We start from the raw sequence: 20,902 nt of genomic DNA, 5'->3' as shown, positions 1-20,902 counted from the left end.
GGGTGTCACGTCATTGCCACATCATTGCTGAGACGACGCCACGCGGGCGTCACGCCGATGGCAATGAGCTATCCAACGCCTTACCGTGGCACCCGCCTGCCAACCATGTGTCATGTATGTGACGACGACGTGGCAATGATCCGTCACGTCGACGTCATACCGCTGCCGCGCTCGAGCGTCGTGACAGTGCACCGTCATCGGAACGACACGCCCGTACCACCACAGCGGCAATGTTGTGTCACGGGCGTGTCACTTTTTTGCCCGATCTCTGCTCCACCGTGACGCCAACGTGTCAATGAATCACCAGTCCGTTGTCACGGTGTACTGGTGCCGACGGGGCCGGCTGAACTCGGGCTGCTCGCGGGCCCAGGACCGGATCTCGTCGCGCTGCTCGGGAGTGGTGATGGGCACCTCGCCGGTGCGATCGGAGCGCGAACGTCCCGAACTGCGGCCGCTGCGTGCGCCGGCGCTGAGCCGGGAGTCCGGCCTGGCGTGGGAGATGTACGGGCCGAGCGCCTCGCACCGGTTCCCGATCTGCTCGACCTGTTGTGCGCCCGCCGTGGCTGGACGACGCAGACCTTCGCGACCATGGACGATCTCTCTCCCATCCCGATCTCAAAGACGAGGGTACGAAAGTCAATGCGCTGCACAGGATCCCACGAATCCGGCGAACGGCCCGTGATCATCACCGAACTCGACAATGAACGGCACCAGCTCCGGTGTCCTGGGCCACACCGATATGGCCGACACCTCGGCGGTCGTCACCAGCGATGTCCATGTGGGCAGACACAGACCGAGACTCCAGATCTTCAGTCAAGGGATCTGGGTCCCGGTCTCGCATCTCGCATTGACGTCCCACCGGCCCAGCCTCACATGACGAGGATCGAGGTAGCCCGCACGTACCACCGCCCGCGGACTTCCGGTACCAGGCGACGCGAGGCTCACCGGTCCGCGGATCCGGGCTCGGCCGCCCGGATCGAGGTGGATCCACGACGACCGAAGAAACACCGGAGTTGAGCGCGGCTGACTCAGGTGTGACGACCCGGAGAGCGGTTAAGCCCCCCAGAGCTGAGTCGCCCTGACTCAACAATGGTGCTCGAACCCCCATCGAGGGCCAGGATGTACCACATGGACCGCACACCATAATCCCTTGTCAGCGGCAGAGTTTGGCCAAAATCCGATGTACCACTGAATCGCAACTTTATCTATAGGGGGTAACTCACTCAGTGAGATTTCTCTGGTACATGTGGTACATCGAGGGACACAGGTCGAACACAGGAAGAGGATAGGGAGTACTCAGTAAGAGGTCTCTCGCGCATGTATATAAAGTCTTTTTCAGTGGTACAAGTGGTACAAACCCATTTAGATCCTACTTGAGCCTGTCATGGCGCGGTTTGCGGATGTACCACTTGACCGATTTTTGTCTGGTACGTAGTGGTACGCAGTGGTACATCTCGGTTCCGGATCAACGGGCCGGAACCCCTGGACCAGGTCAGTTCCGAGCACCTCGTGCGAGCACTCGACACGGGTGTCCGCCGTGCGGTGCTGCGACAATGACTTGAACGGCCCTGTCGCCGTCCTCATGGAGGATTCCTCGCGTCCGGAGCCCGTGGGGCGCTGCGTGGTGTCTTCGATGGTGTTCCAGGGCCCCTCATGGCCTCTATGAGCCCCTCAAATACCCGACCCGGTACCCAAGGGTCATGTCGCTCCTGGCAGGTCCTCAGGGTGGTGCTCGCGCCCCTGAGGATTATCTGGCGGTTCAGTGATCCGCCGTGCCCCACTCATGCATGAGCATCGGAAGGATGATCCATCTCGCTGAGACAAGATCAAGGAAGCCGTCTTCGTCGATTCGAGCGTTCCATTCCAAGAGGAGGCTGAAATCCCCGCGGGCCCGGGAATTTGGCCTCATGGCCGTCGGAAGTTCCCCACCGTGATGCCGACACCTGCAGCAGATCCCGCACCCTCATCGGCCGGTCCGGCCGAAGCTGCCGCGGTGCTCTGCGACCTCGTCGCGGAGTTTCAGATGCGCTACCCGGTCGCATGGCTCCTGACCACCACACCCTTACCCGATGCGTGGAGGTCTACCCCGACCACGCCGACCTCCCCGTTCATCGAGCAGTACGTCGTGGACCTCGCCAGCACGATGGTCCAGCAGGGCAACCCCGCCAAAGGCAGACCTAGCCCGACTGCCCTCAGCTACGAACACTGGTCAACATCCAGTCGGTCAAGATCACGCTGCTCATCTTCTCCAGATGCCCGGCCATGGAAGCGTCAGTGGATTTGAGAGAGATGCTGTTGGCGACGAGTCCTCGATCCTGATCCCGTCAACAATGATGGGAGAACCGTCTACTTCTGTGCGGTCGGTTCTGTTCCTTGCTGCTGACGGATCTCGGCCTGCCGGAGGGTGCGGGTCAGCCTGTCTGCACGCTCCTTGTCCCCATGGACCGAGGTCATCTGATAGTGCATGGCCATGGCGGCGGTGGTGTGGCCGAGCATCCGCATGAGCTCGGCGGTGGTGGCCCCGCCCTGAGCGGCCAGGGTCGCGGCCGTGCGCCGCAGATCATGAACGGTAAGTTCCGGTCGGCCGATGGCCAGGCACCCCTTGTGGTGGGCCTGCCACAGCACCGACGAGGCCATCGGGTGGGACCCGTCGCGGGCGCGGAACACCAGGGCGTCCCTGCCACGCACGGGAAGGGCTGCCAACCAGGCTCGCATCGGGTCGATGAGCTGAGAAGGCATGGCCACGATCCGGAAGCCGGCATCGGTCTTGGCGTCGCCGTACTGCCAGTCCAAGTGGTGATCGTCGACCCTGACCCTGTTGACGGCCTGCTCGACGTGAAAGACCTTGGCCCTGAGGTCCACGTCGCGACGGCGTAGGCCCCGGACTTCTCCGGAACGCAGTCCGCACCAGGCGGCCACTATGAGCGCCACCCGGTAGTGCTGGGGAACCGCCCGCATGTATGCCAGAGTCTGGTCGGCGCTGAGAGCCTCCACCGTGGCGGCTGAGTGCCGGGGCCTGGGCTTGCTCGCTCCCTTGGGATGGCACGGAGAGACCTCAATGAGCTCGTCGTCGAGGGCCTCCTTCATCACCGAGCTCAGCAGCTGGTAAGCCCTGGCATTGGTTGTCGGCGTGCTGGGCAGCTGGTCCCACCACCGCACGACGTCGGCCCGACTCACGTGGTCGAGTTTCCTGCGGCCGAGATCGGTGCCAGTGATCCTCAGCCTGGCGTCCTTGCGGTAGAGGTCGACGGTGGTGGGAGACAACGGACGGTGGGGTCTGCTGTGCCGTCGCTCGATGACGACGTCGATCCACTGCTCGACGGTGACCATGGCGTCCTCGCGGGCGGCCTGGGCGATCTGCTCGGCCTGACGCACGGCCGGAGGGGTCCACCGGCCGTCACTGATGAGCCGGCGTTCGTCGGCGAGCCAACCCTGGGCGTAGCCCTCGTCGACAAACGTCGAGGAGGCCGTGTGCCGCTGACCGTCGGGGCCGACGTAGCTGGCCTGCACGTTCCCGCTGGGCAACCGACGCAGATAGCCGAAGCTCCTCCGCCTGCTGGATCTTCTGGCCATGGTTCCTTCCCACGTGTCCGAGGGGCACCGGTCCGGGTTTCGTGCTGTCGTGCGATCTACGTGCGATAAGAAACCGTGGATCTGCCCGTTTCCACCCCGTTTTGCTGATTTGGCCCTGAGACGCCAAATGGTCGGTGACTAGGAGTTTCACCTAGTCACCGACCATTTGATCGCTGTGCGCGAGAGAGGAGTTGAACCTCCACGTCCCAAGGGACACTGGCACCTGAAGCCAGCGCGTCTGCCATTCCGCCACTCGCGCATCGGGTCCGTCTGGCGGACCCAACTCGGAGACGGTAGCACGGATTGGGAATCGAAGTGAAATCGAGCCTGTCCCGCTGCGTCATGACGGGGCCGTCGGGGCGTCGCCTGCGTACCGAGTAGCCTTGCCCCGTGCTGTCCTTCCTCGCCGCGGCCTTCGCCTTGGGCATCGCCGGTTTCGACCCCCTGGGGTCCTTCGTGCTGTTGGCAGCCCTCGGTCTGGGCGTCAGACGTCGCGGCGTCGTCATGGTGTTGCTCACCTCGGTGGGAACCTCCGCCATCTTCGGGGTTGCCGGAGTGCTCGGTCTGGGAGCCTTGCTCGCCCGGCTGGGAATTCATGGACTACATGTTCCGCACCTGGTCTGGGTGTGGTTGGTGGCGATCCTTGGCGTGGCCTTCCTGGGTTGGGCGGCATGGCGACTGCGTCCCGGGGCGGCGACGAAGGAACTGGACGAGGACACCTCAGCTGCACCGCGTTCGACGGCGCCCGGGGCTCTGGCCGTCAGTGGACTCCTGGTGGGCCTGTCCTCGCTCATCGACCCGGCATTCTGGGCGATGCTCGTCCATGCCGCGCACCTTCCGCATGTCAGCTGGGCCGTCGCCGAGTCCCTCATCTGGGTTGTCTGCAGTCACAGCCTGCTCATCGTCCTCGTCATCGCCTACCTCATCGGTGGGCCTGACCGCGTCACCCGAGTGGTGACGAGCATCCGTGAGGACCACGCCGTCGCGCTTCATCGCGGTATCTCAGCGATGCTCGCTGCGTTTGGAGGCCTTCTGCTGGCCGACGTCATCGGCGTGCTGACTGCTGGGCAGTGGTTCTTCGAGCTGTGAGGTCTCAGTGCCAGCGGTGATGACGCTGACGACGTCGTCCGGCTCGTCCCAGGAACCAGCCCAGTGCCAGACCGAGCACTCCGGCACCGACCGCAACTGCGATCTGCAACGGGCCCCATTCGCGAGTCGCGACCGTCACCGTCTGTCCATGGGGGATGGGAACACCCTTGGCCTCGGCGGCTCCCACGGCATTCGCGCGCTGGGCAATGCGATTCAGGGAAGCCTCCAGGACGCTTCGGGTGTACCCCATGTGGACGGGACGGCCTTGGTTGAGCTCGTCCTGCCAGGTTGACTGCAGGGTGAGGATGCGCGTCAGGGCTGGCGCGGTGTCGCAGACCGGATCACCCTTCAAGCACACTGAATAGGTTTCCGGGTAGGCCTCGGGAGGGATCGCCGCCCCGGCCTTGACCATGTCAGCGTCCAGAGATTTCTGATCAAGGGATTCCTGACTCAGACTGAGGGTGGCCTTGATGATGGCCCGCATCTGGGCGTCACGGTTGGCCCCGGGGGTCGCATGTGCGCGCTCTCGCAAGTAGTAGAGGATGGCAGCCATTCCCATGGCTGACCGGTCGGCATCTCCACTGAGTTCCTGGACGTTCTGCCCTGGGTAGTGGTCTGGGTTCCCGGCCAGGATGGCACCTGCCAGGCGCTGAGGGGTGTCGGTCTGGGCGAGGGCCTGGGTGATGGCCTGGGAGCCTTGGGAAAAACCGGCGAGGATGACCCACTCCTTGGGGCACTGCTTCTTCTCGGCGTTGAGGAGGGCGGTGAGTTTCTTGGCTCCCAGAGCCGCAGAGTCGAAGTACTCCGTCGACGGCATGGTTGCGTCGAAGAGGAGACTGCTCATCGATGCCTGTTGCAGGGTGTGAGGGTCAGCCGCAGGGTAGTCCAGGTAGACCTGACGGACAGTTCCCTTGCCCTTCCACTTCTGGGCCACAGCGTCACGGATCGACGTGATGGTCTCGCCATAGGGAGGGGTTTCCCCGGAGCCGCGAACGCCGACGAACATCACGGAGGCACACTCCATCTGGGATGCGTGTTCTGAGGACACCGGGTCTGAGCCCCAGCCCATTCCTGCTCCGGGGGTGATGGGTGCGGCAGGTTTGGGAGAGTCCGCGGATCCGCTGGCGTAGCTGGTGCTGGTGGTCGTCGGGGTGGGGGTTGCTGACTCGGCACTGGCGGAAAGCGGCATCGATACCAGACCGACGGCGACGAGGAGAGTGAGCAATGTCTGCCGAAGCTTCACGACGCCAGTCAAGCAGGCGCCGCCGACACGTGGTCGACGGCGCCTGTTCGTGTTTGCTGCCACGAGGTCGGTTGGCAGCCCTGGTCATCGTCAGGACTGCTGGAAAGTTCCGGTGATCGACGCGGAGTCCAGCTCGCTGGTGTGGATGGCGAAGCGGACCTGGACGTTGGCGGCGTCGTCAGGAATGTCGAGATGCTCGCTCGGCATGGCATGGACGGTGTGGATGTAGCGGTGGGCCGGTCCGGGCGGCGGGCAGGCGCCGGAGTAGCCGTCCTCCTGGTAGTCGTTGGTCCACTCGCGCACGCCGGAGGGCAGCGGGCCGCCTTCGTCGAGGGAGGTGACGTCGGCCGCGATGTCGGCGAGGATCCAGTGCCAGAAGCCGGAACCAGTGGGGGCGTCGGGATCGTAGATGGTGATCGCGTAGGACTTGGTGCCCTCCGGGCCGGGTGTCCAGCTCAACTGCGGGCTGACGTTCTTGCCGCCCGCATCAGCGTGGGCGTAGGCCAGGGCGATCGGCTGGCCTTCCTTGATGGACGTGCTGGTGATCTCCATGGGTTGTGTCCTTTCCCTTGGCGTGTGTCCATGATGCCAGCCTGATGTGCGATCCGAAGGGCGTGGCAACTGGCTCTGATCGCGGGGGAGCGCACCCGCCACGGCGAGACGAGGGGGCGGGTGCGCGGATGCGTCGAGATGCGTATACCCTTCATCTTGTGCTGGTTCTCATCGCGAGGCACCAGATGTAGGGGTTTCTCGACATCTGGCGGTGATGGGAGGAAAGAGGGAATCCGGTGGGAAACCGGAACTGCCCCGCAGCGGTGACAGGGAACGACGGCGACACACGCACTGGCCATCCGGCTGGGAAGCGTCGCTCGGTAGGAACCCGTCTGGCGACGGAAAGCCCTGAAGTCCGAAGACCTGCCAGTGCCCGGGTCAGCGACCCGGTACGACTACGGGCGCGCGGGACGACCCGGGGCGAACCTGCTCCACCCGTGCGCTGCTTCGAGGAGAGAGCATGTCGACCACCCTTCATTCGGTGTCCATCAGCCAGCAGCGAGCAGTACCAGCATCCATCCGTAAGAGGGACGGACGGGTCATCGGATTCGACTCGACGAAGATCGTCGAGGCCGTCCGCAAGGCCTTCGTCGCCTGTGGCATCGACGCCCCCGAACTCCTGGCCTCCGAGGTCGCCCTCGAGGTGCTCTCCCGACTGAGCGAGATGGGTGAGGACACCCCTGACGTCGAGGCCATCCAGGACCTCGTCGAGAAGGCCCTCATGGATCAGGGACATGACGACGTCGCCAAGGCCTACATCCTCTACCGTCAGCGTCGCACCGTCGCCCGCGACCAGCAGTCCGCCCTCATGCGCACCCTGCGCGAGATCACCTTCGCCTCCGCCGAGGAGGCTGACGCTAAGCGGGAGAACGCCAACGTCGACGGCAACTCCGCAATGGGGTCGATGCTGCGCTACGGAACCGAGTCGGCCAAGCAGTTCAACCTGCTCGAGGTGCTCGACCCCACCCATGCCGCCGCCCATCGTGACGGGGACATCCACATCCACGACCTCGACTTCCTCACCCTGACGACCACCTGTTGCCAGATCAACCTCACCGATCTCTTCGGGCACGGCTTCTCCACCGGCCACGGCGTGCTGCGAACCCCGCAATCGATCGGGTCGTATGCGGCCCTGGCCTGCATTGCGATCCAGTCCAACCAGAATGACCAACACGGTGGCCAGGCGGTGCCGAACTTTGACCGAGACATGGCGCCGGGGGTCGCCAAGACCTTCGTCAAGGCCGCCCAAATCGGTCTGACGAGGACTTTCGAGGTTCTCGGTGGTGACGAGGAGCATCTCGACGAGGTGCGCGAGGCGGCCTCCGGGTGGGTGCTGGAGCCGGATGCCGCCGCGCTGGCCCGTGAGAAGGAGCAGGTGGCGGAACTGTTCGCCGGGCTCATTGACGACACCGACCGGGTCGCCGACAGAGTCCGTCGCCAGGCTGTCGAGGAGACGCGTCGTCAGACCTACCAGGCGATGGAGGCCCTCATCGCCAACCTCAACACCATGAATTCGCGAGCCGGGGCGCAGACCCCGTTCTCGTCGATCAATTACGGCACCGACACCAGCCCGGAGGCGCGGATGGTGATGCATTGCCTGCTGGAGGCCACCGAAGCCGGTCTGGGCGGCGGGGAGACCGCGATCTTCCCGATCCAGATCTTCCGGGTGCAGAAGGGTGTCAATCTCGACGACGACCCCAACCACGACCTGTTCCGGCTGGCCTGTCGGGTGAGTGCCAAGCGCCTCTTCCCGAACTTCTCCTTCCAGGACGCCCCGTTCAACGCCGAGTACTACGTGCCCGGCCATCCCGAGACCGAGATCGCCTACATGGGCTGCCGCACCCGGGTGATGTCGAACGTCCATGACCCCTCGCAGGCCCAGACCTGGGGACGCGGGAACCTGTCCTTCACGTCGATCAACCTGCCGAGGCTGGCGATCGAGGCCAACCACGACGTCGATGTTTTCTTCACCTCCTTCGACCGGATGATCGACCTCGTCATCGACCAGTTGCTCGACCGGCTCAAGATCCAGTCCCACAAGCTGGTGCGAAACTTCCCCTTCCTCATGGGGCAGGGGGTCTGGATCGGTTCGGAGAACTTGGGGCCTGACGATGCCGTCGCCGAGGTGCTCGAGCACGGGACCCTGTCGGTGGGGTTCATCGGGCTGGCCGAGACCCTGACGGCCTTGGTCGGTGTCCACCACGGTGAGTCGGAGGAGGCCCAGCAACTCGGCCTGCGGATCGTCGGCCACCTGCGAGAGAGGATGGACGAGGCGGCCGAGCGCACCGGGTTGAACTTCTCGGCTCTGGCCACCCCAGCCGAGGGACTGTCGGGACGATTCGTGCGGATGGACCGTCAGCGTTACGGGTCGATCCCGGGAGTCACCGACCGGGAGTACTACACCAACAGCTTCCACGTGCCGGTCTGGTACCACATCGGTGCTGCGGACAAGATCCGCATTGAGGCTCCTTATCACGCCTTCACCAACGGCGGTCACATCTCGTACGTCGAACTGTCGGGCGATCCGGCACGCAACGTCGACGCCTTCGAGGCCCTCGTGCGGTACATGGCTGCCAGCGGCATCGGGTACGGGTCCATCAACCACCCGGTCGACCGGGATCCTCAGTGCGGCTACACCGGGATCATCGACGACGAGTGTCCCAAGTGCGGCCGTCACGAGGATTCCGGGTCCTTCGACCGGATTCGCCGCATCACCGGCTACCTCGTCGGTGGGCTGGACAGATTCAACGACGCCAAGCGGGCCGAGGTCCGCGACCGCGTCAAGCACGGATGAGGCCGGAGCGAGGATGAGGGTTGCCGGGATCGAGCCGGAGTCGATCGTCGATGGTCCCGGCATCCGCTTTACGGTCTTCGCGCAGGGATGCCCGCTGAAGTGTCCCGGATGCCAGAACCCTGGTACCTGGGACCCCTGCGGCGGCCAGGAGATCAACGTCGAGGAGATCATCACCGCGATGAGGTCGTCGGTGTTGGCGTCCGGATTGACGCTCTCGGGCGGTGAGGCGAGTCGTCAACCTGGAGATTGCGCGACGTTGTCCCGTGCTGCCCACGAAATGGGGTGGGACGTCTGGGCATGGTCCGGATTCACCATGGATGCCCTGCTGCGTCAGGCCCGTCACAACCCAGAGCTGGCCGAGATGCTGGACCAGGTGGACGTCCTGGTCGACGGACCTTTCCAGCTGGCACGACGCACCCTCACCCTGCCATGGCGGGGAAGCGGAAACCAGCGGATCATCGACGTCTTTGCGACCCTGCGCGAGGGGCGAGTGGTGGAGTGGGAATCCGTCAGTCCAGCCGGCTGAAGGCCCTTGTCCGAAGTACCAGGTCCTCGGCCTCGTCACACTCGTCGAGGTCGACGGTCGCGGTGATCGACCAGTCGTGGTTGCCGGCAGGGTCGTCGATGATCTGACGAACCAACCAGATCCGGGCGTCGCGGCGTCCCGACTCCTTCTCGATCATGAACAGACCGGGGGCGCGGGCGTCCGGGCCGTCGTTGATCTCGTCGTGCTCGTCCCAGTAGTCGCCCAGGGTGTCCTCCCAGGCATTGGTCGTCATGGCAGAACTGTCGGGCTCGAGGGCTCCCAGGGCCTCGAAGTCGTCGTCTGCGGCCAGGATCACCTTGCGGAACAAGGCATTGCGCACCATGACGGTGAAGGCCCGCTGGTTGGAGGTGAAGGTCCGTACCGGACGGACCTCTTCGGATTCCTCATCGACGGGATGGGTGAGTTCCTCCCACTCGTCGATGAGGGAGGAGTCGGTGGAGCGGACGACCTCGCCCAGCCAGGAGATGACGTCGGCAAGTTCCTCGGTCCGCTCGGATTCGGGGACTGTCTGACGCAGCGCACAGTAGGCGTCGGTCAGATAGCGCAGCACCAGACCCTCGCTGCGTTGCACCTTGTAATGGGCGCAGAACTCGCCGAAGGTCATGGCGCGTTCGTACATGTCGCGCACGACCGACTTGGGCTGCAGGGCGTCGGAGGGAATCCACGGGTGGCTTGGGGCGAAGATCTCGAACAAGGCGTCGAGGGTCTCCTCGAGCGGGCGTGGCCACTCGATCTCCTCGACGGCGGCCATCCGATCCTCGTAGTCGTAGCCGTCCTCCTTCATGCGTGCGATGGCCTCGCCACGCGCGGCATGCTGCTGGGCTATGAGGACGCTCATCGGATTGTCGAGGGTGGCCTCGATGACGCTGACGACGTCGAGGGCGTGAGTAGGGGACTCCGGGTCGAGGGTCGCGACGGCCTCGCTGGCGAAGGCCGACAGCGGCTGGTTGAGGGCGAAGTCATCCTGCAGGGCCTCGTTCATCGCGAATTTGCGGCCACCGGGGGTGGGCTCGTCGAGACGGTGGACGACCTCGGAGCGCAGCAGGGACAGCCCGATCTGCACGGCGCGACGGTAGAGGCGACGCCGCTCGGCGACGGCCGGGGTGGAGGAGTCGACGAGGTGCTGGACCGCCCGAGCGGTGTCCTCGTCACGCTGCAGCAGGTTGAGCAGCATCGCCTCGGTGATCCTCATCCGGGCGTGGAGGGTCTCCGGGGTGGACTCGATGAGTTTGGTGAAGGTTTCCTCGGAGTAGTTGACGAACCCCTCCGGTGGCTTGTGACGCTGCACCTTGCGACGCTTCTTGGGGTCGTCTCCGGCCTTGGCAAGAGCCTTCTCGTTGGCGATGACGTGCTCGGGTGCTTGGGCGACGACGTAGCCGACGGTGTCGAATCCGGCCCGACCCGCGCGACCGGCGATCTGGTGGAACTCACGGGACTTCAGGACTCGGGTGCGTCGACCGTCGAACTTCGTCAGGGAGGTGAACATGACGGTGCGGATCGGCACGTTGATTCCGACGCCGAGGGTGTCGGTGCCACAAATGACCTTGAGCTTGCCCTGTTGGGCGAGGGTTTCGACGAGGCGTCGGTACTTCGGAAGCATCCCGGCGTGGTGGACCCCGATGCCCGAGGTGATGAACTTGCGCACCGTCGAGCCGAATCCCTTGGAGAAGCGGAAGTCGGCGATCTCGGCGGCGATGCCGTGACGCTCCTCGGTGCTCACCAACTTCATCGACGTCATGGACTGGGCGCGTTCCAGAGCCTGCTTCTGGGACGGATGGACGATGTAGACCGGGGCCTTCTGCTCCTCGACGAGCTCCTCGATGGCTTCGTGGTCGGGTTTCATTGACCAGGAGTACTGCAGCGGGACGGGGCGGACGACTCCGGTGATGACGCTGGTGGGGCGTCCGGTGATGGTGGTGAGGCCCTCGGACAGGTCGGTGACGTCACCGAGGGTGGCGCTCATGACGATCTGCTGGGCCTGCGGGAGTTCGGACAGCGGCACCTGCCAGGCCCAGCCCCGGTCGGGGTCGCCGATGAAGTGGAACTCGTCCATGACAACCTGGTCGACGTTGGCATGGCGACCCTCGCGCAGGGCGATGTTGGCAAGGATCTCGGCGGTGCAGCAGATGATGGGGGCATCGGAGTTGACGGAGGCGTCGCCGGTGACCATGCCGACATTGGTGGCTCCGAAGATCTCGCAGAGGCTGAAGAACTTCTCGCTGACGAGGGCTTTGATGGGGGCGGTGTAGTAGGAGCGTCCTCCCGCAGCCACGCAGGCGAAGTGGGCTGCGGTGGCGATGAGGGATTTCCCGGACCCGGTCGGGGTAGTGACGATGACGTGGTTGCCCGACAGGATCTCGAGGATCGCCTCCTCCTGGTGCTCGTACATGGAGATGCCGTCCCGGGCGACGGCTCGCTCGATGTGGTCCAAGGCCATGTCGGCGTCGAGAGGACGGGCACCGGGGGAGTCCCAGCCCGGTTGGCGCTCCCCGCGGTCGGTGGTGACCGGGGCACGACCGTCGACCATGTCGTCAAGGGCTTCGGCCAGGTGCACGGTGTCTCCTCGTATCGGGGCGGCCAGAACGGTTTCCAATGTAGTGGTGGGCTCGGACGTGACCGGTGTTGGTCGTGTTCGCCCGTGGTTGATTGGCTATTGCTGTCGTCCCAGCTGCGCCAGCTGTGTCTCACCCGCATGGATGGCCAGGACCGCTGATTCACACCCCCACATGACACACATCACCGCGGGCCCCGAGATCATTTCGGGGCCCGCGGTGTGTTGAACGATGGATTGTCTGGAAGAGAACCGACGAATCAGCGCGCGGACGGGGTGCGGGTCTCGGCGCTGATGAACCAGGCCTGCTGCTCGAGCTGTTGGATGAAGCCGTGCAGGATGTCGGCAGAGGTGGGATCCTCCTCGTCAATCTGGTCGTGGACCTCGCGCATGGTGCCGGTCACGGCCTCAATCGAAGCGGTGATGACCTTGATTGCGTCATGGGTCAGGACCTCTCCCTGGGGGGACTCAGGAAGGGTGGTGCTGGCAGCGACCACGGCGGGACGGCCGTCCGGGGAAGCGTGGAGCGCACGCATGCGCTCGGCCACCTCGTCGGCACCCTCGCGGGCGATCCCGACGACTTCGTCAAGGTTCAGGTGGAGGTCACGGAAGTTCGGGCCGACGATGTTCCAGTGGGCATGTTTGCCGACCAACTCCAGCGCGATGAAGTCGACGAGAACCTTCTGGAGGTTCGCGGAGAGGGTCTTGGAGGCCTTGAAGCCGGCCTCGGCGTTCTCGAGCTTGGTGGTGGTCTGCCCGGCAGGGGCTGGAACGTTCACGGTGTCAGCCATGCGAAATCTCCTTCGTTCATGGTGACCGAGTGACGGCCACCGGCGTACATGTGGGGAACAGTCACCGAACTTCAGTTATTCCACAGTGGACGAAAACCTGTCGGTACACCTGGACTCCAGGTGTCCTGTCGGGCGGTGGGCGCCGGGCCGACGCCGACATGCGGCATGATGTGACCCATGAGCGCAGAGACTGACGAGTCTGGTCCCATCGATGCCCCCAGCGATGGTCGGCTGGTGTTCCCGAACGAGGTGCTGTCGTCCAAGGTCATCGCTGTTCTGCCCGACGTTCCGGCATCGGATCTTATGGCCCCGATCGAGGCCATGATTCAGGAGAAGGTTCGCGTCTTCACCCTCCCCGTCGCCGACGCAGACCGCCGTCGCGCCGTGCTCAAGATCTACCGTCGTCGTGCCGTCATTGGTGTTCATGGCGTCATGGCCGTCGACGACGTCCAGGGCCTGGTTAATGACAGGGTTGCCTTCGCCCTCCCGGTGGCCGCCACTCCCGACCTGCTCGACGCCCTGCGTCAAGCTGGCATCCCAGCCGCCCCTGACGCCCTGACGCCCACTGAGGTCCGGGCCGCATGGGGTGCCGGAGCCGATGCCGTCCAGGTCGCCCCGGCTGACATGGGTTCTGCCAGTTACGGCGACATCCTCACCCGGATGGCACCCGGGGCTGCCCTCATCCCGCGTGGCGGAATCGGGTCCTATGCGATGCGTCGCTGGCTGGCAGCTGGTGCCCTGGCGGTTTGCCTGGACGACGTCCTCGTCGGGGATGCCTGCGAGGACGGAGTCGTCTCGGCGCTGCGAGAGCGCTGCCGTTCGGTTCTGCAGGTTGTCGCCGACGCGGACGCCTGATTCGTCTGACGCCTTGAGAACCCCGAGACGGCACTCATCCTCGGCGTCGGTCTGACCGATCCCAGTTCTCGAAGAGGGAATCGGCATCGTCATCGGTTTCAGGACGGCCCTTGTCCCGTCTGCCGTGATGGCGCGTGATTGATCCGACGAGAACCCCGAGTACCAGGACGCCGAGAACCGCTGCGAAGATCAGTAGTGGCTTGCGCCCGCCGAAGGAATCCAGAAGGTTGCGCTGCGCGACGGGGACTGGACTGGTGGACATCTGCGGAATCCGGCCGTCCTGCGACTCCCCGCTCTCGTCGGGAGTGAGAGCCGGTGTGGGAGACGGGGTTGGGGAGGCAGATGACGGTGTCGGAGTTGGAGTGGGGCTGGGGGTTGGAGTGGGCGTCGATGCGTTCACCTGAACCGTCAAGGTCTTCTGAGAGGTCCCATAACGGGAGTCGACGAGCTTGACTGTGATCGTGAAAGGCCCATTCGACACATCCAACGGCACCTGGATTGTGGCCTGGAAGTTGCCGTGCGGATCGGTGGGAGTGGTGAGAGCGGCATCGCCGTCATTGCCGAGCCAGATCGCCACCTGGCTGTCGGTGACGGGATGACGATGTGAAAGGGTCACCGTCCCGTTAACGTTGAGCAACGCTCCGGGAGCCGCCACCGTCGGTTTCACAGCCGCTGTCAGGACGGTGGCCTGCGGGGTGATCGAAAAGGTGCCGCGCGCCGATGCTGCCCCGACCCCTCCAGTACCATCGAACGTCGCGGACAGCTCATGGTCCCCGCCTTGGACCGAGGACGGAAGCCGCAAGGTACTGGACCAGGTGCCGTTGTTGTCCGTCACCGCGACGGCGAGCAGCTTCCCATCCACCACAAGATTGATGAGAGCACCTGAAACCAGTTGTCCGGTCTGGGTACGCAGGGTTCCCTTGGTCTTCACGGTGTCTGAGCGGTCGAGGGTCGCGCTCATCGACAGGTCGCCGGGTGGGGTGGCTCCCGGAGGAACGGCGTAGGCTGTTGACGTCGACCAGGGTGTTTGTATCGGACATGCCGATGGGGTCAGCATCGACATCATGGAGGCGACGAGAACCGACGTCAGGGCCAGAGCCCGACAATGCTTCGCGGTCACGCGTCCTCCTTCGGTCGATCGCGAACATGATAGGCGAGACCTCCTGGTGACAGGCGCCGATGACACGGGTTCCACCCCATCTCCTAGGCTGGGAACATGCAGACTCCCATTGATGCCACGAGGACTCCCGCTTGGGGAAAGCTCACTGATCTGAGGTCCACCTTCGTCGACGGGCCGCACAAGCTGCGCCGTTTGTTCGACGCTGATCCGAGGCGTGCCGAGCGCTACACCCTCGACGTCGCCGACCTGCACGTCGACCTGTCCAAGAATCTCCTCACGGACGAGATTCGTGACGCCCTTCTCGACCTGGCCGACCAGACCAAGGTCACCGAGCGTCGCGACGCCATGTACTCCGGAGAGCACATCAACGTCACCGAGGACCGCGCCGTCCTCCACACCGCCCTGCGTCGCCCGGAGTCCGACTCCCTCACCGTTGACGGTGGGGACGCCGTCGTCGACGTCCACGAGGTCCTCAAGAAGGTCTACGACTTCGCCGACAAGGTCCGTTCCGGGGAGTGGAAGGGAGTCACGGGCAAGCCGATCCGCACCGTCATCAACGTTGGCATCGGTGGTTCCGATCTCGGCCCCGTGATGGCCTACGAGGCCCTCAAACCCTACGTCCAGGAGGGCCTGGAGTGCCGTTTCATCTCCAACATCGATCCGACGGATGCCGCCGTCAAGACCGCTGATCTCGACCCCGAGACCACCCTGGTCATCATCGCCTCCAAGACCTTCACCACCCTCGAGACCCTGACCAACGCCCGGTGCGTGCGTGCCTGGCTGCTTGACGGTCTGGTCGCCGCCGGTGCCATCGAGGACACCGAGGAGGCCCGTCGCGTAGCTGTCGCCAAGCATTTCGTTGCTGTCTCGACCGCTCTGGACAAGGTCGAGGAGTTCGGCATCGACCCCGTCAACGCGTTCGGGTTCTGGAGCTGGGTCGGCGGCCGCTACTCGGTCGACTCGGCCGTCGGCACCTCGCTGGCCGTGGCCATCGGCCCGAAGGGATTCGAGGAGTTCCTGGCTGGCTTCCACGCCGTCGACGAGCACTTCGCCGCTGCCGCACCGGAGCGGAACGTCCCGCTGCTCATGGGCATGTTGAACATCTGGTACGTCAACTTCTGGAAGGCCCACTCGCACGCCGTGCTGCCGTACGCCCAGTACCTGCACCGTTTCCCGGCGTACTTGCAGCAGCTGACCATGGAGTCCAACGGCAAGTCGGTGCGTTGGGACGGCTCGGCGGTGACCACAGATACTGGCGAGATCTTCTGGGGTGAGCCGGGAACCAACGGCCAGCACGCCTTCTATCAGCTCATCCACCAGGGCACCCGCCTCATTCCCGCCGACTTCATCGCGGTGGCCAACCCGGCTCACCCGGCCAGGGATGGCGAGACCGATGTCCACGAGCTGTTCCTCAGCAACTTCTTCGCCCAGACCGCTGCGTTGGCGTTCGGTAAGACTGCTGATGAGGTGCGCGCCGAGGGCACCGACGAGGCCATTGTGCCAGCGCGGGTCTTCCCTGGAGACCGTCCGACGACGTCGATCATGGCCTCCGAGCTGTCCCCGAAGGTCCTCGGAGAGCTCATCGCTTTGTACGAGCACATCACCTTCGTGCAGGGTGTCGTGTGGGGTATCGATTCCTTCGACCAGTGGGGTGTCGAGCTCGGCAAGAAGCTCGCCCTCCAGATCGCCCCGGCCGTTTCCGGTGACGAGAAGGCCCTGGAGTCCCAGGATTCCTCCACGGCCTCCCTGGTGACCTGGTACCGGGATCATCGGCGGTGATCACTGCGGGGTGGTGTTTGGCGGCAGGGATACCGTCAAACACCACCCTAAGAAACGCTGTACCTTCGTATAGGTCGTGAACGTTTCGTTCGATTTCTGGATCTCTCTGTAAAGGACTTTAACGCAACAGCTATGCTATACAGCATAGGGTGAACTAGATCGTCGTATGTTTATGAAAATTACTGCTGGGTTGCTAGCTGAAGAGAAGGTCTAGCGCGTGGATGTATTATCGATGTCGAGTGAGTCTTGGGTTATCTCGATATTGATCGTCGCCGTCGTTATTCTTGTGATCATTATTGGCCTTCTAGTGGCCATCCTCCGCAAAGGCGATAAGCGGTAGGGATAGCGACAGAGTTTTGGATAGGCGACGTGGTGCTTGTGGTGACTTCTTTGTGCTTCCCCGCACCATTGCAGTCGCTGGACACCGCGAGTGAAACACGGGTTATACAGTGGGAGTGTGAGTTCGTGCCGCCGACACCCGATTCGCACTGTGATCGTGTCGACATGCATTGCTGCCCTTGTTGCACTGCTGGGGCCTTGGGCGCTGGCTGGGGCACTGTCATACGGCAAGGTTCATGACGTCGCTGACACCGAACCGCGCGACGTCGCCATCGTCCTCGGTGCTCAGGTGCTGCCTTCGGGTACCCCGTCGGCCTATTTGCGAGGACGCCTTGATGTCGCCGCGAATCTTTACCGCAGCGGCAAGGCTAAGGTCATTCTGGTGTCCGGGGACAATCGAGAGACTCACTACAACGAGCCCAAGGTGATGAAGACGTACCTCGTCAGCAAGGGAGTTCCGGCGGCCAGGATCGTCGAGGACTTCGCTGGTCTCGACACCTACGACACCTGTGTTCGGGCTCGACGGATCTTCGGGGTCGACCGGGCCATCATGGTGACGCAGGACTACCACGAGATCCGTACCGTCGCGACGTGCCGGATGACCGGCCTGGATGCCACTGGCACCCCTGACCGCTCCCAGATTCACGACAAGGTGTGGTGGAAGGGATGGGCCCGCGAGTTCGGGGCGCGCGGAAAGATGATCATCGACGTCGTCTCCCACCGCGACCCGGTCCTGGGCAAGCCCGAGGACGGTGTGGAGAAAGCCCTCAAGGCAGCCTGACGCGGAACCGTCACATGCGGAACCGCCGCGCTGATAGGTCTACGCAACGACAACGACGCGGGGACGAATCGTTCCCGCGTCGTCATGCTTCGCGTCGTGGCGGATCAGAAATCGGCGGTAGCCGGGTCCCCGCCAATGCGGTTGCCACGATCCAGACCGTCGATCGCGGCGATCTGATCGTCAGACAGCTCGAAGTCGAAGACGTCGAAGTTCTCGACGATGCGCGACGGGGTCACCGACTTCGGGAACACGATGTTGCCGATCTGCAGGTGCCATCGGATGACGACCTGAGCCGGGGACTTACCGGTCGCCCTGGAGATGTCGGCGAGCACCGGGGTGTCGAGGTCCTTCGACTGGCCGAGCGGGCTCCACGCCTCTGGGTTGATGCCGCGGTCAGCTAGCACCTTGCGGAAGCTCGCCTGGTTGAAGGACGGGTGCATCTCGATCTGGTCGACGCTCGGGGTGGCTCCCTCGATGGCGTCCAGGTGCTCGGTCTTGAAGTTGGAGACGCCGATGGAACGGGTCAGTCCCTCGGACTTGAACTCCTGCAGGGCATTCCAGGCTTCCACGTAGGCGTCACCGTACTTGACGTTGGCCGGCCAGTGGATGAGGTACAGATCGACGTGATCGAGGCCGAGCTTGGACAGGCTGGTCTCGATGGCCTTGCGGGCGTCGTCGGCGTGGTGGGCGTCATTCCACAGCTTGGTAGTGACGAAGAGGTCCTTGCGATCCAGGCCAGAGGCGGCGAGAGCACGACCAACCCCCTCCTCGTTGCCGTAGATGGCGGCAGTGTCGATGTGACGGAAACCGGCCTCCAGGGCGGTGCTGACAGCCTTTTCAGCCTCGTCGGCGGGAACCTGCCAGGTGCCGAAGCCGAGCTGGGGGATGGTAATTCCGTCGTTGAGGGTGATGGTGGGAACGCTCATGATCCTCCTTGCGATTCGGTGCTCGCGTGCTTGGTCACCAGGGACAACGTAGGAACCGTCTCATCTGTTCCCCGGCGCCACCGCCCATGCTGACCCCTCTCCAAGCCGCCTCGCGCCGGGTGGAGAAGCTGATCGACGCCGTGGGAGAATAGCGCTATGTCGTCTCTTCCTACTCAGCTCGCTGCCCGGATCCAGGCCGTCACCGGCGCCGATCCCCAGTTGCGTCCTGCCACGAAGCCACAGTTCGGGCACTTCCAGTCCAACGTCGCCCTGCGGCTGGCCAAGGAGGAAGGACGCCCCCCGCGCGACGTTGCCGCCGACATCGTCGCGAAGCTCGATGTCGAGGACCTGTGCGAGACCCCTGACATTGCTGGTCCGGGATTCATCAACCTGCGCCTGCGTTCCGACGTGCTGGCCCGCGTCGCATCCGACCTCATTACCGACCCTGACGTCGGTATTGCCCAGGTTGAGCAGCCGCAGCGCGTCGTCATTGATTACTCGGCCCCCAACGTTGCCAAGCAGATGCACGTCGGTCACCTGCGTTCGACCATCATTGGTGACTGCTTCAACCGGGTGCTCAGCTCTCAGGGCCACACCGTCATCCCGCAGAACCACCTGGGTGACTGGGGCACCCAGTTCGGCATGCTCGTCGAGTACATCGTCGAGAACCGGATGGACGTCTCCGAGTTCGACCTGCCCGAGGTCGAGCAGCTCTACAAGGACTCCAAGAAGACCTTCGACGCCGACCCGGAGTTTGCCGACCGCGCCCGTCGTCGTGTCGTCAAGCTGCAGAGTGGCGACGAGGAGACCCTGCGCATCTGGCGCACCCTCATTGACGTTTCTCTAGAAGGGTTCAACGTCAACTACGCCCGCCTGTCGGTGTTGCTAACTGACGAGGACCTCGCCGGTGAATCCACCTACAACGACGACCTGCCGAGGGTTGTCGACGAGCTTGAGGCCGACGGCCTGGCTGTCGAGGACAACGGTGCCCTGTGCGTTTTCGTCGAGGGCCAGGACGCCCCGATGATCGTCCGAAAGAACGACGGCGGTTTTGGTTACGACGCCACCGACCTTGCGGCCATCCGTCGCCGGGTCGGCAAGCTCAAGGCCGATCGCATCATCTACGTCACCGACGTCCGTCAGAGCCACCACTTCGAGGTGCTGTTCAAGGTCGCTCGGATGGCTGAGTTCCTGCCCGACGATGTCGAGGCCCAGCACGTTGGCTACGGGATGGTTCTTGGCCCCGACGGTCGTCCGTTCAAGACTCGCGACGGGGGAACGGTCAGCCTGGCCAGTCTGCTCGACGAGGCTGAGACCCACGCTGCGCCGAATATCGCCTTGGCCGCCATCAAGTACGCCGACTTGTCGACCGGGTTGCAGAAGGACTACGTGTTCGACGCCGAGCGTATGGTTCAGACCACTGGTGATACCGGCCCGTACTTGCAGTACGCCCACGCCCGCGTCTCCCAGATCCTGCGCAAGGCGGCTGCCGAGGCGAACCCGAACGTCGACCCCGAGGCCGACCTGGAGTCCATGGTGTGGGGTCGCATCAGCGTTCTCGACGAGCCGGCCGAGCAGCAGCTGGCCCTGCTGTTGTCGCGCTTCGGTGAGGTTGTCGAGGTCGTCGCCAACGACCTGACCCCGCACAAGTTGTGCACCTACCTCTACGAGCTGGCTGGCGCCTATTCAGTCTTCTACGAGCAGTGTCCGGTGCTTCGTAGTACCGGTGAGGTGCGCGGGTCCCGCCTGGCTCTGTGCGCCGCCACCCGTCGAGTCTTGGGGCGCGGTCTGGACTTGTTGGGTATTGACGCTCCCGACCGAATGTGATCATTGTACGTTCTGACGATGTGAGTGCCGCGGCCCATTGTGGCCGCGGTATTCACGTTTGCGGTGCGGTGGGAAAAGGTATGTGTTGCGCGGTATATGGGCTTTTCACAGATGAGGGTGTCGAGGCCTTCAATC

14 protein-coding genes, 1 tRNA gene and 1 riboswitch are annotated in these 20,902 nt (G+C 64.1%); of the genes, 7 read left to right on the top strand and 8 right to left on the bottom strand.

Features of this window, described 5'->3' with window-relative positions; all coding sequences use genetic code 11:
• Nucleotides 1-2,346: 2,346 nt before the first annotated feature.
• Both ACP8ML_RS11170 and ACP8ML_RS11165 read right to left on the bottom strand, forming a co-directional pair.
• Nucleotides 2,347-3,573, bottom strand: a complete 1,227-nt coding sequence (locus ACP8ML_RS11170) for a tyrosine-type recombinase/integrase (protein WP_117189747.1) — start codon at nt 3,571-3,573, stop codon at nt 2,347-2,349.
• 176 nt (nt 3,574-3,749) lie between these two features.
• Nucleotides 3,750-3,832: transfer RNA gene (locus ACP8ML_RS11165), tRNA-Leu, on the bottom strand.
• Between the two features lie 131 nt (nt 3,833-3,963).
• Here ACP8ML_RS11165 and ACP8ML_RS11160 point away from each other — a divergent pair.
• On the top strand, nt 3,964-4,662 hold the full coding sequence (locus ACP8ML_RS11160) for a hypothetical protein (RefSeq protein WP_117189746.1): 699 nt from the start codon (nt 3,964-3,966) through the stop codon (nt 4,660-4,662).
• A 4-nt stretch (nt 4,663-4,666) separates the two neighbouring features.
• Here ACP8ML_RS11160 and ACP8ML_RS11155 read toward each other — a convergent pair whose 3' ends face one another.
• Both ACP8ML_RS11155 and ACP8ML_RS11150 read right to left on the bottom strand, forming a co-directional pair.
• Nucleotides 4,667-5,731, bottom strand: coding sequence for a cutinase family protein (locus ACP8ML_RS11155; RefSeq protein ID WP_171048671.1), 1,065 nt, complete (start codon nt 5,729-5,731; stop codon nt 4,667-4,669).
• 264 nt (nt 5,732-5,995) lie between these two features.
• The gene (locus tag ACP8ML_RS11150; RefSeq protein WP_016666326.1) at nt 5,996-6,457 is read right to left on the bottom strand and encodes a YbhB/YbcL family Raf kinase inhibitor-like protein; all 462 of its coding nucleotides are present in this window, start codon (nt 6,455-6,457) and stop codon (nt 5,996-5,998) included.
• Between the two features lie 174 nt (nt 6,458-6,631).
• Nucleotides 6,632-6,842: riboswitch (cobalamin riboswitch) on the top strand.
• Between the two features lie 75 nt (nt 6,843-6,917).
• Between ACP8ML_RS11150 and ACP8ML_RS11145 the strand changes: the two genes are divergently transcribed.
• On the top strand, nt 6,918-9,251 hold the full coding sequence (locus ACP8ML_RS11145; RefSeq protein ID WP_486702933.1) for an anaerobic ribonucleoside triphosphate reductase: 2,334 nt from the start codon (nt 6,918-6,920) through the stop codon (nt 9,249-9,251).
• 13 nt (nt 9,252-9,264) lie between these two features.
• Nucleotides 9,265-9,777: an anaerobic ribonucleoside-triphosphate reductase activating protein gene (nrdG, locus tag ACP8ML_RS11140; RefSeq protein ID WP_117189743.1), complete on the top strand. Its 513-nt coding sequence runs from the start codon at nt 9,265-9,267 to the stop codon at nt 9,775-9,777.
• Here nrdG and ACP8ML_RS11135 read toward each other — a convergent pair.
• Together ACP8ML_RS11135 and ACP8ML_RS11130 are read right to left on the bottom strand one after the other, a co-directional pair.
• Nucleotides 9,761-12,352, bottom strand: a complete 2,592-nt coding sequence (locus ACP8ML_RS11135) for a DEAD/DEAH box helicase (protein ID WP_117189742.1) — start codon at nt 12,350-12,352, stop codon at nt 9,761-9,763. The two genes, nrdG and ACP8ML_RS11135, sit on opposite strands and share 17 nt — an antisense overlap.
• Nucleotides 12,353-12,609: 257 nt before the next feature.
• Complete coding sequence (locus tag ACP8ML_RS11130; protein WP_021108007.1) at nt 12,610-13,140, bottom strand: Dps family protein; 531 nt, start codon at nt 13,138-13,140, stop codon at nt 12,610-12,612.
• A 177-nt stretch (nt 13,141-13,317) separates the two neighbouring features.
• Here ACP8ML_RS11130 and ACP8ML_RS11125 point away from each other — a divergent pair, with 177 nt between their 5' ends.
• Complete coding sequence (locus ACP8ML_RS11125) at nt 13,318-13,995, top strand: bifunctional 4-hydroxy-2-oxoglutarate aldolase/2-dehydro-3-deoxy-phosphogluconate aldolase (protein WP_117189741.1); 678 nt, start codon at nt 13,318-13,320, stop codon at nt 13,993-13,995.
• A gap of 34 nt (nt 13,996-14,029) precedes the next feature.
• Here ACP8ML_RS11125 and ACP8ML_RS11120 read toward each other — a convergent pair whose 3' ends face one another.
• Entirely contained in the window at nt 14,030-15,115 is a 1,086-nt protein-coding gene (locus tag ACP8ML_RS11120; protein ID WP_117189740.1) for a hypothetical protein, read from the bottom strand.
• A 96-nt stretch (nt 15,116-15,211) separates the two neighbouring features.
• On the opposite strand from ACP8ML_RS11120, the gene pgi reads away from it, so the two are divergent.
• Both pgi and ACP8ML_RS11110 read left to right on the top strand, forming a co-directional pair.
• Nucleotides 15,212-16,894: a glucose-6-phosphate isomerase gene (gene pgi / locus ACP8ML_RS11115; protein ID WP_117189739.1), complete on the top strand. Its 1,683-nt coding sequence runs from the start codon at nt 15,212-15,214 to the stop codon at nt 16,892-16,894.
• Nucleotides 16,895-17,384: 490 nt separating this feature from the next.
• Nucleotides 17,385-18,014: a SanA/YdcF family protein gene (locus tag ACP8ML_RS11110; protein WP_117189738.1), complete on the top strand. Its 630-nt coding sequence runs from the start codon at nt 17,385-17,387 to the stop codon at nt 18,012-18,014.
• A 104-nt stretch (nt 18,015-18,118) separates the two neighbouring features.
• Here the strand turns inward: ACP8ML_RS11110 and ACP8ML_RS11105 are convergent, their stop codons facing one another.
• Nucleotides 18,119-18,940, bottom strand: coding sequence for an aldo/keto reductase (locus ACP8ML_RS11105; RefSeq protein WP_004809545.1), 822 nt, complete (start codon nt 18,938-18,940; stop codon nt 18,119-18,121).
• 156 nt (nt 18,941-19,096) lie between these two features.
• Between ACP8ML_RS11105 and argS the strand changes: the two genes are divergently transcribed.
• Nucleotides 19,097-20,767 carry an arginine--tRNA ligase gene (gene argS, locus ACP8ML_RS11100; protein ID WP_117189737.1) on the top strand — a complete coding sequence of 557 codons (1,671 nt, stop codon included), beginning with the start codon at nt 19,097-19,099 and terminating at the stop codon, nt 20,765-20,767.
• The last annotated feature ends 135 nt before the right edge of the window (nt 20,768-20,902 follow it).

The organism is Cutibacterium sp. LaCa_255 (assembly GCF_057458005.1).
Note: the sequence above shows the minus strand (reverse complement) of the source record. Positions and strands in the feature narration are given on the sequence as shown.

Excerpts from the sequence above, each read along its gene's own strand:
- ACP8ML_RS11170 (WP_117189747.1), bottom strand. The coding sequence starts at position 3,573 with ATGGCCAGAAGATCCAGCAGGCGGAGGAGCTTCGGCTATCTGCGTCGG.
- ACP8ML_RS11155 (WP_171048671.1), bottom strand. The coding sequence starts at position 5,731 with ATGGGCTGGGGCTCAGACCCGGTGTCCTCAGAACACGCATCCCAGATG.
- ACP8ML_RS11150 (WP_016666326.1), bottom strand. The coding sequence starts at position 6,457 with ATGGAGATCACCAGCACGTCCATCAAGGAAGGCCAGCCGATCGCCCTG.
- ACP8ML_RS11145 (WP_486702933.1), top strand. The coding sequence starts at position 6,918 with ATGTCGACCACCCTTCATTCGGTGTCCATCAGCCAGCAGCGAGCAGTA.
- nrdG (WP_117189743.1), top strand. The coding sequence starts at position 9,265 with ATGAGGGTTGCCGGGATCGAGCCGGAGTCGATCGTCGATGGTCCCGGC.
- ACP8ML_RS11130 (WP_021108007.1), bottom strand. The coding sequence starts at position 13,140 with ATGGCTGACACCGTGAACGTTCCAGCCCCTGCCGGGCAGACCACCACC.
- ACP8ML_RS11125 (WP_117189741.1), top strand. The coding sequence starts at position 13,318 with ATGAGCGCAGAGACTGACGAGTCTGGTCCCATCGATGCCCCCAGCGAT.
- pgi (WP_117189739.1), top strand. The coding sequence starts at position 15,212 with ATGCAGACTCCCATTGATGCCACGAGGACTCCCGCTTGGGGAAAGCTC.
- ACP8ML_RS11105 (WP_004809545.1), bottom strand. The coding sequence starts at position 18,940 with ATGAGCGTTCCCACCATCACCCTCAACGACGGAATTACCATCCCCCAG.
- argS (WP_117189737.1), top strand. The coding sequence starts at position 19,097 with ATGTCGTCTCTTCCTACTCAGCTCGCTGCCCGGATCCAGGCCGTCACC.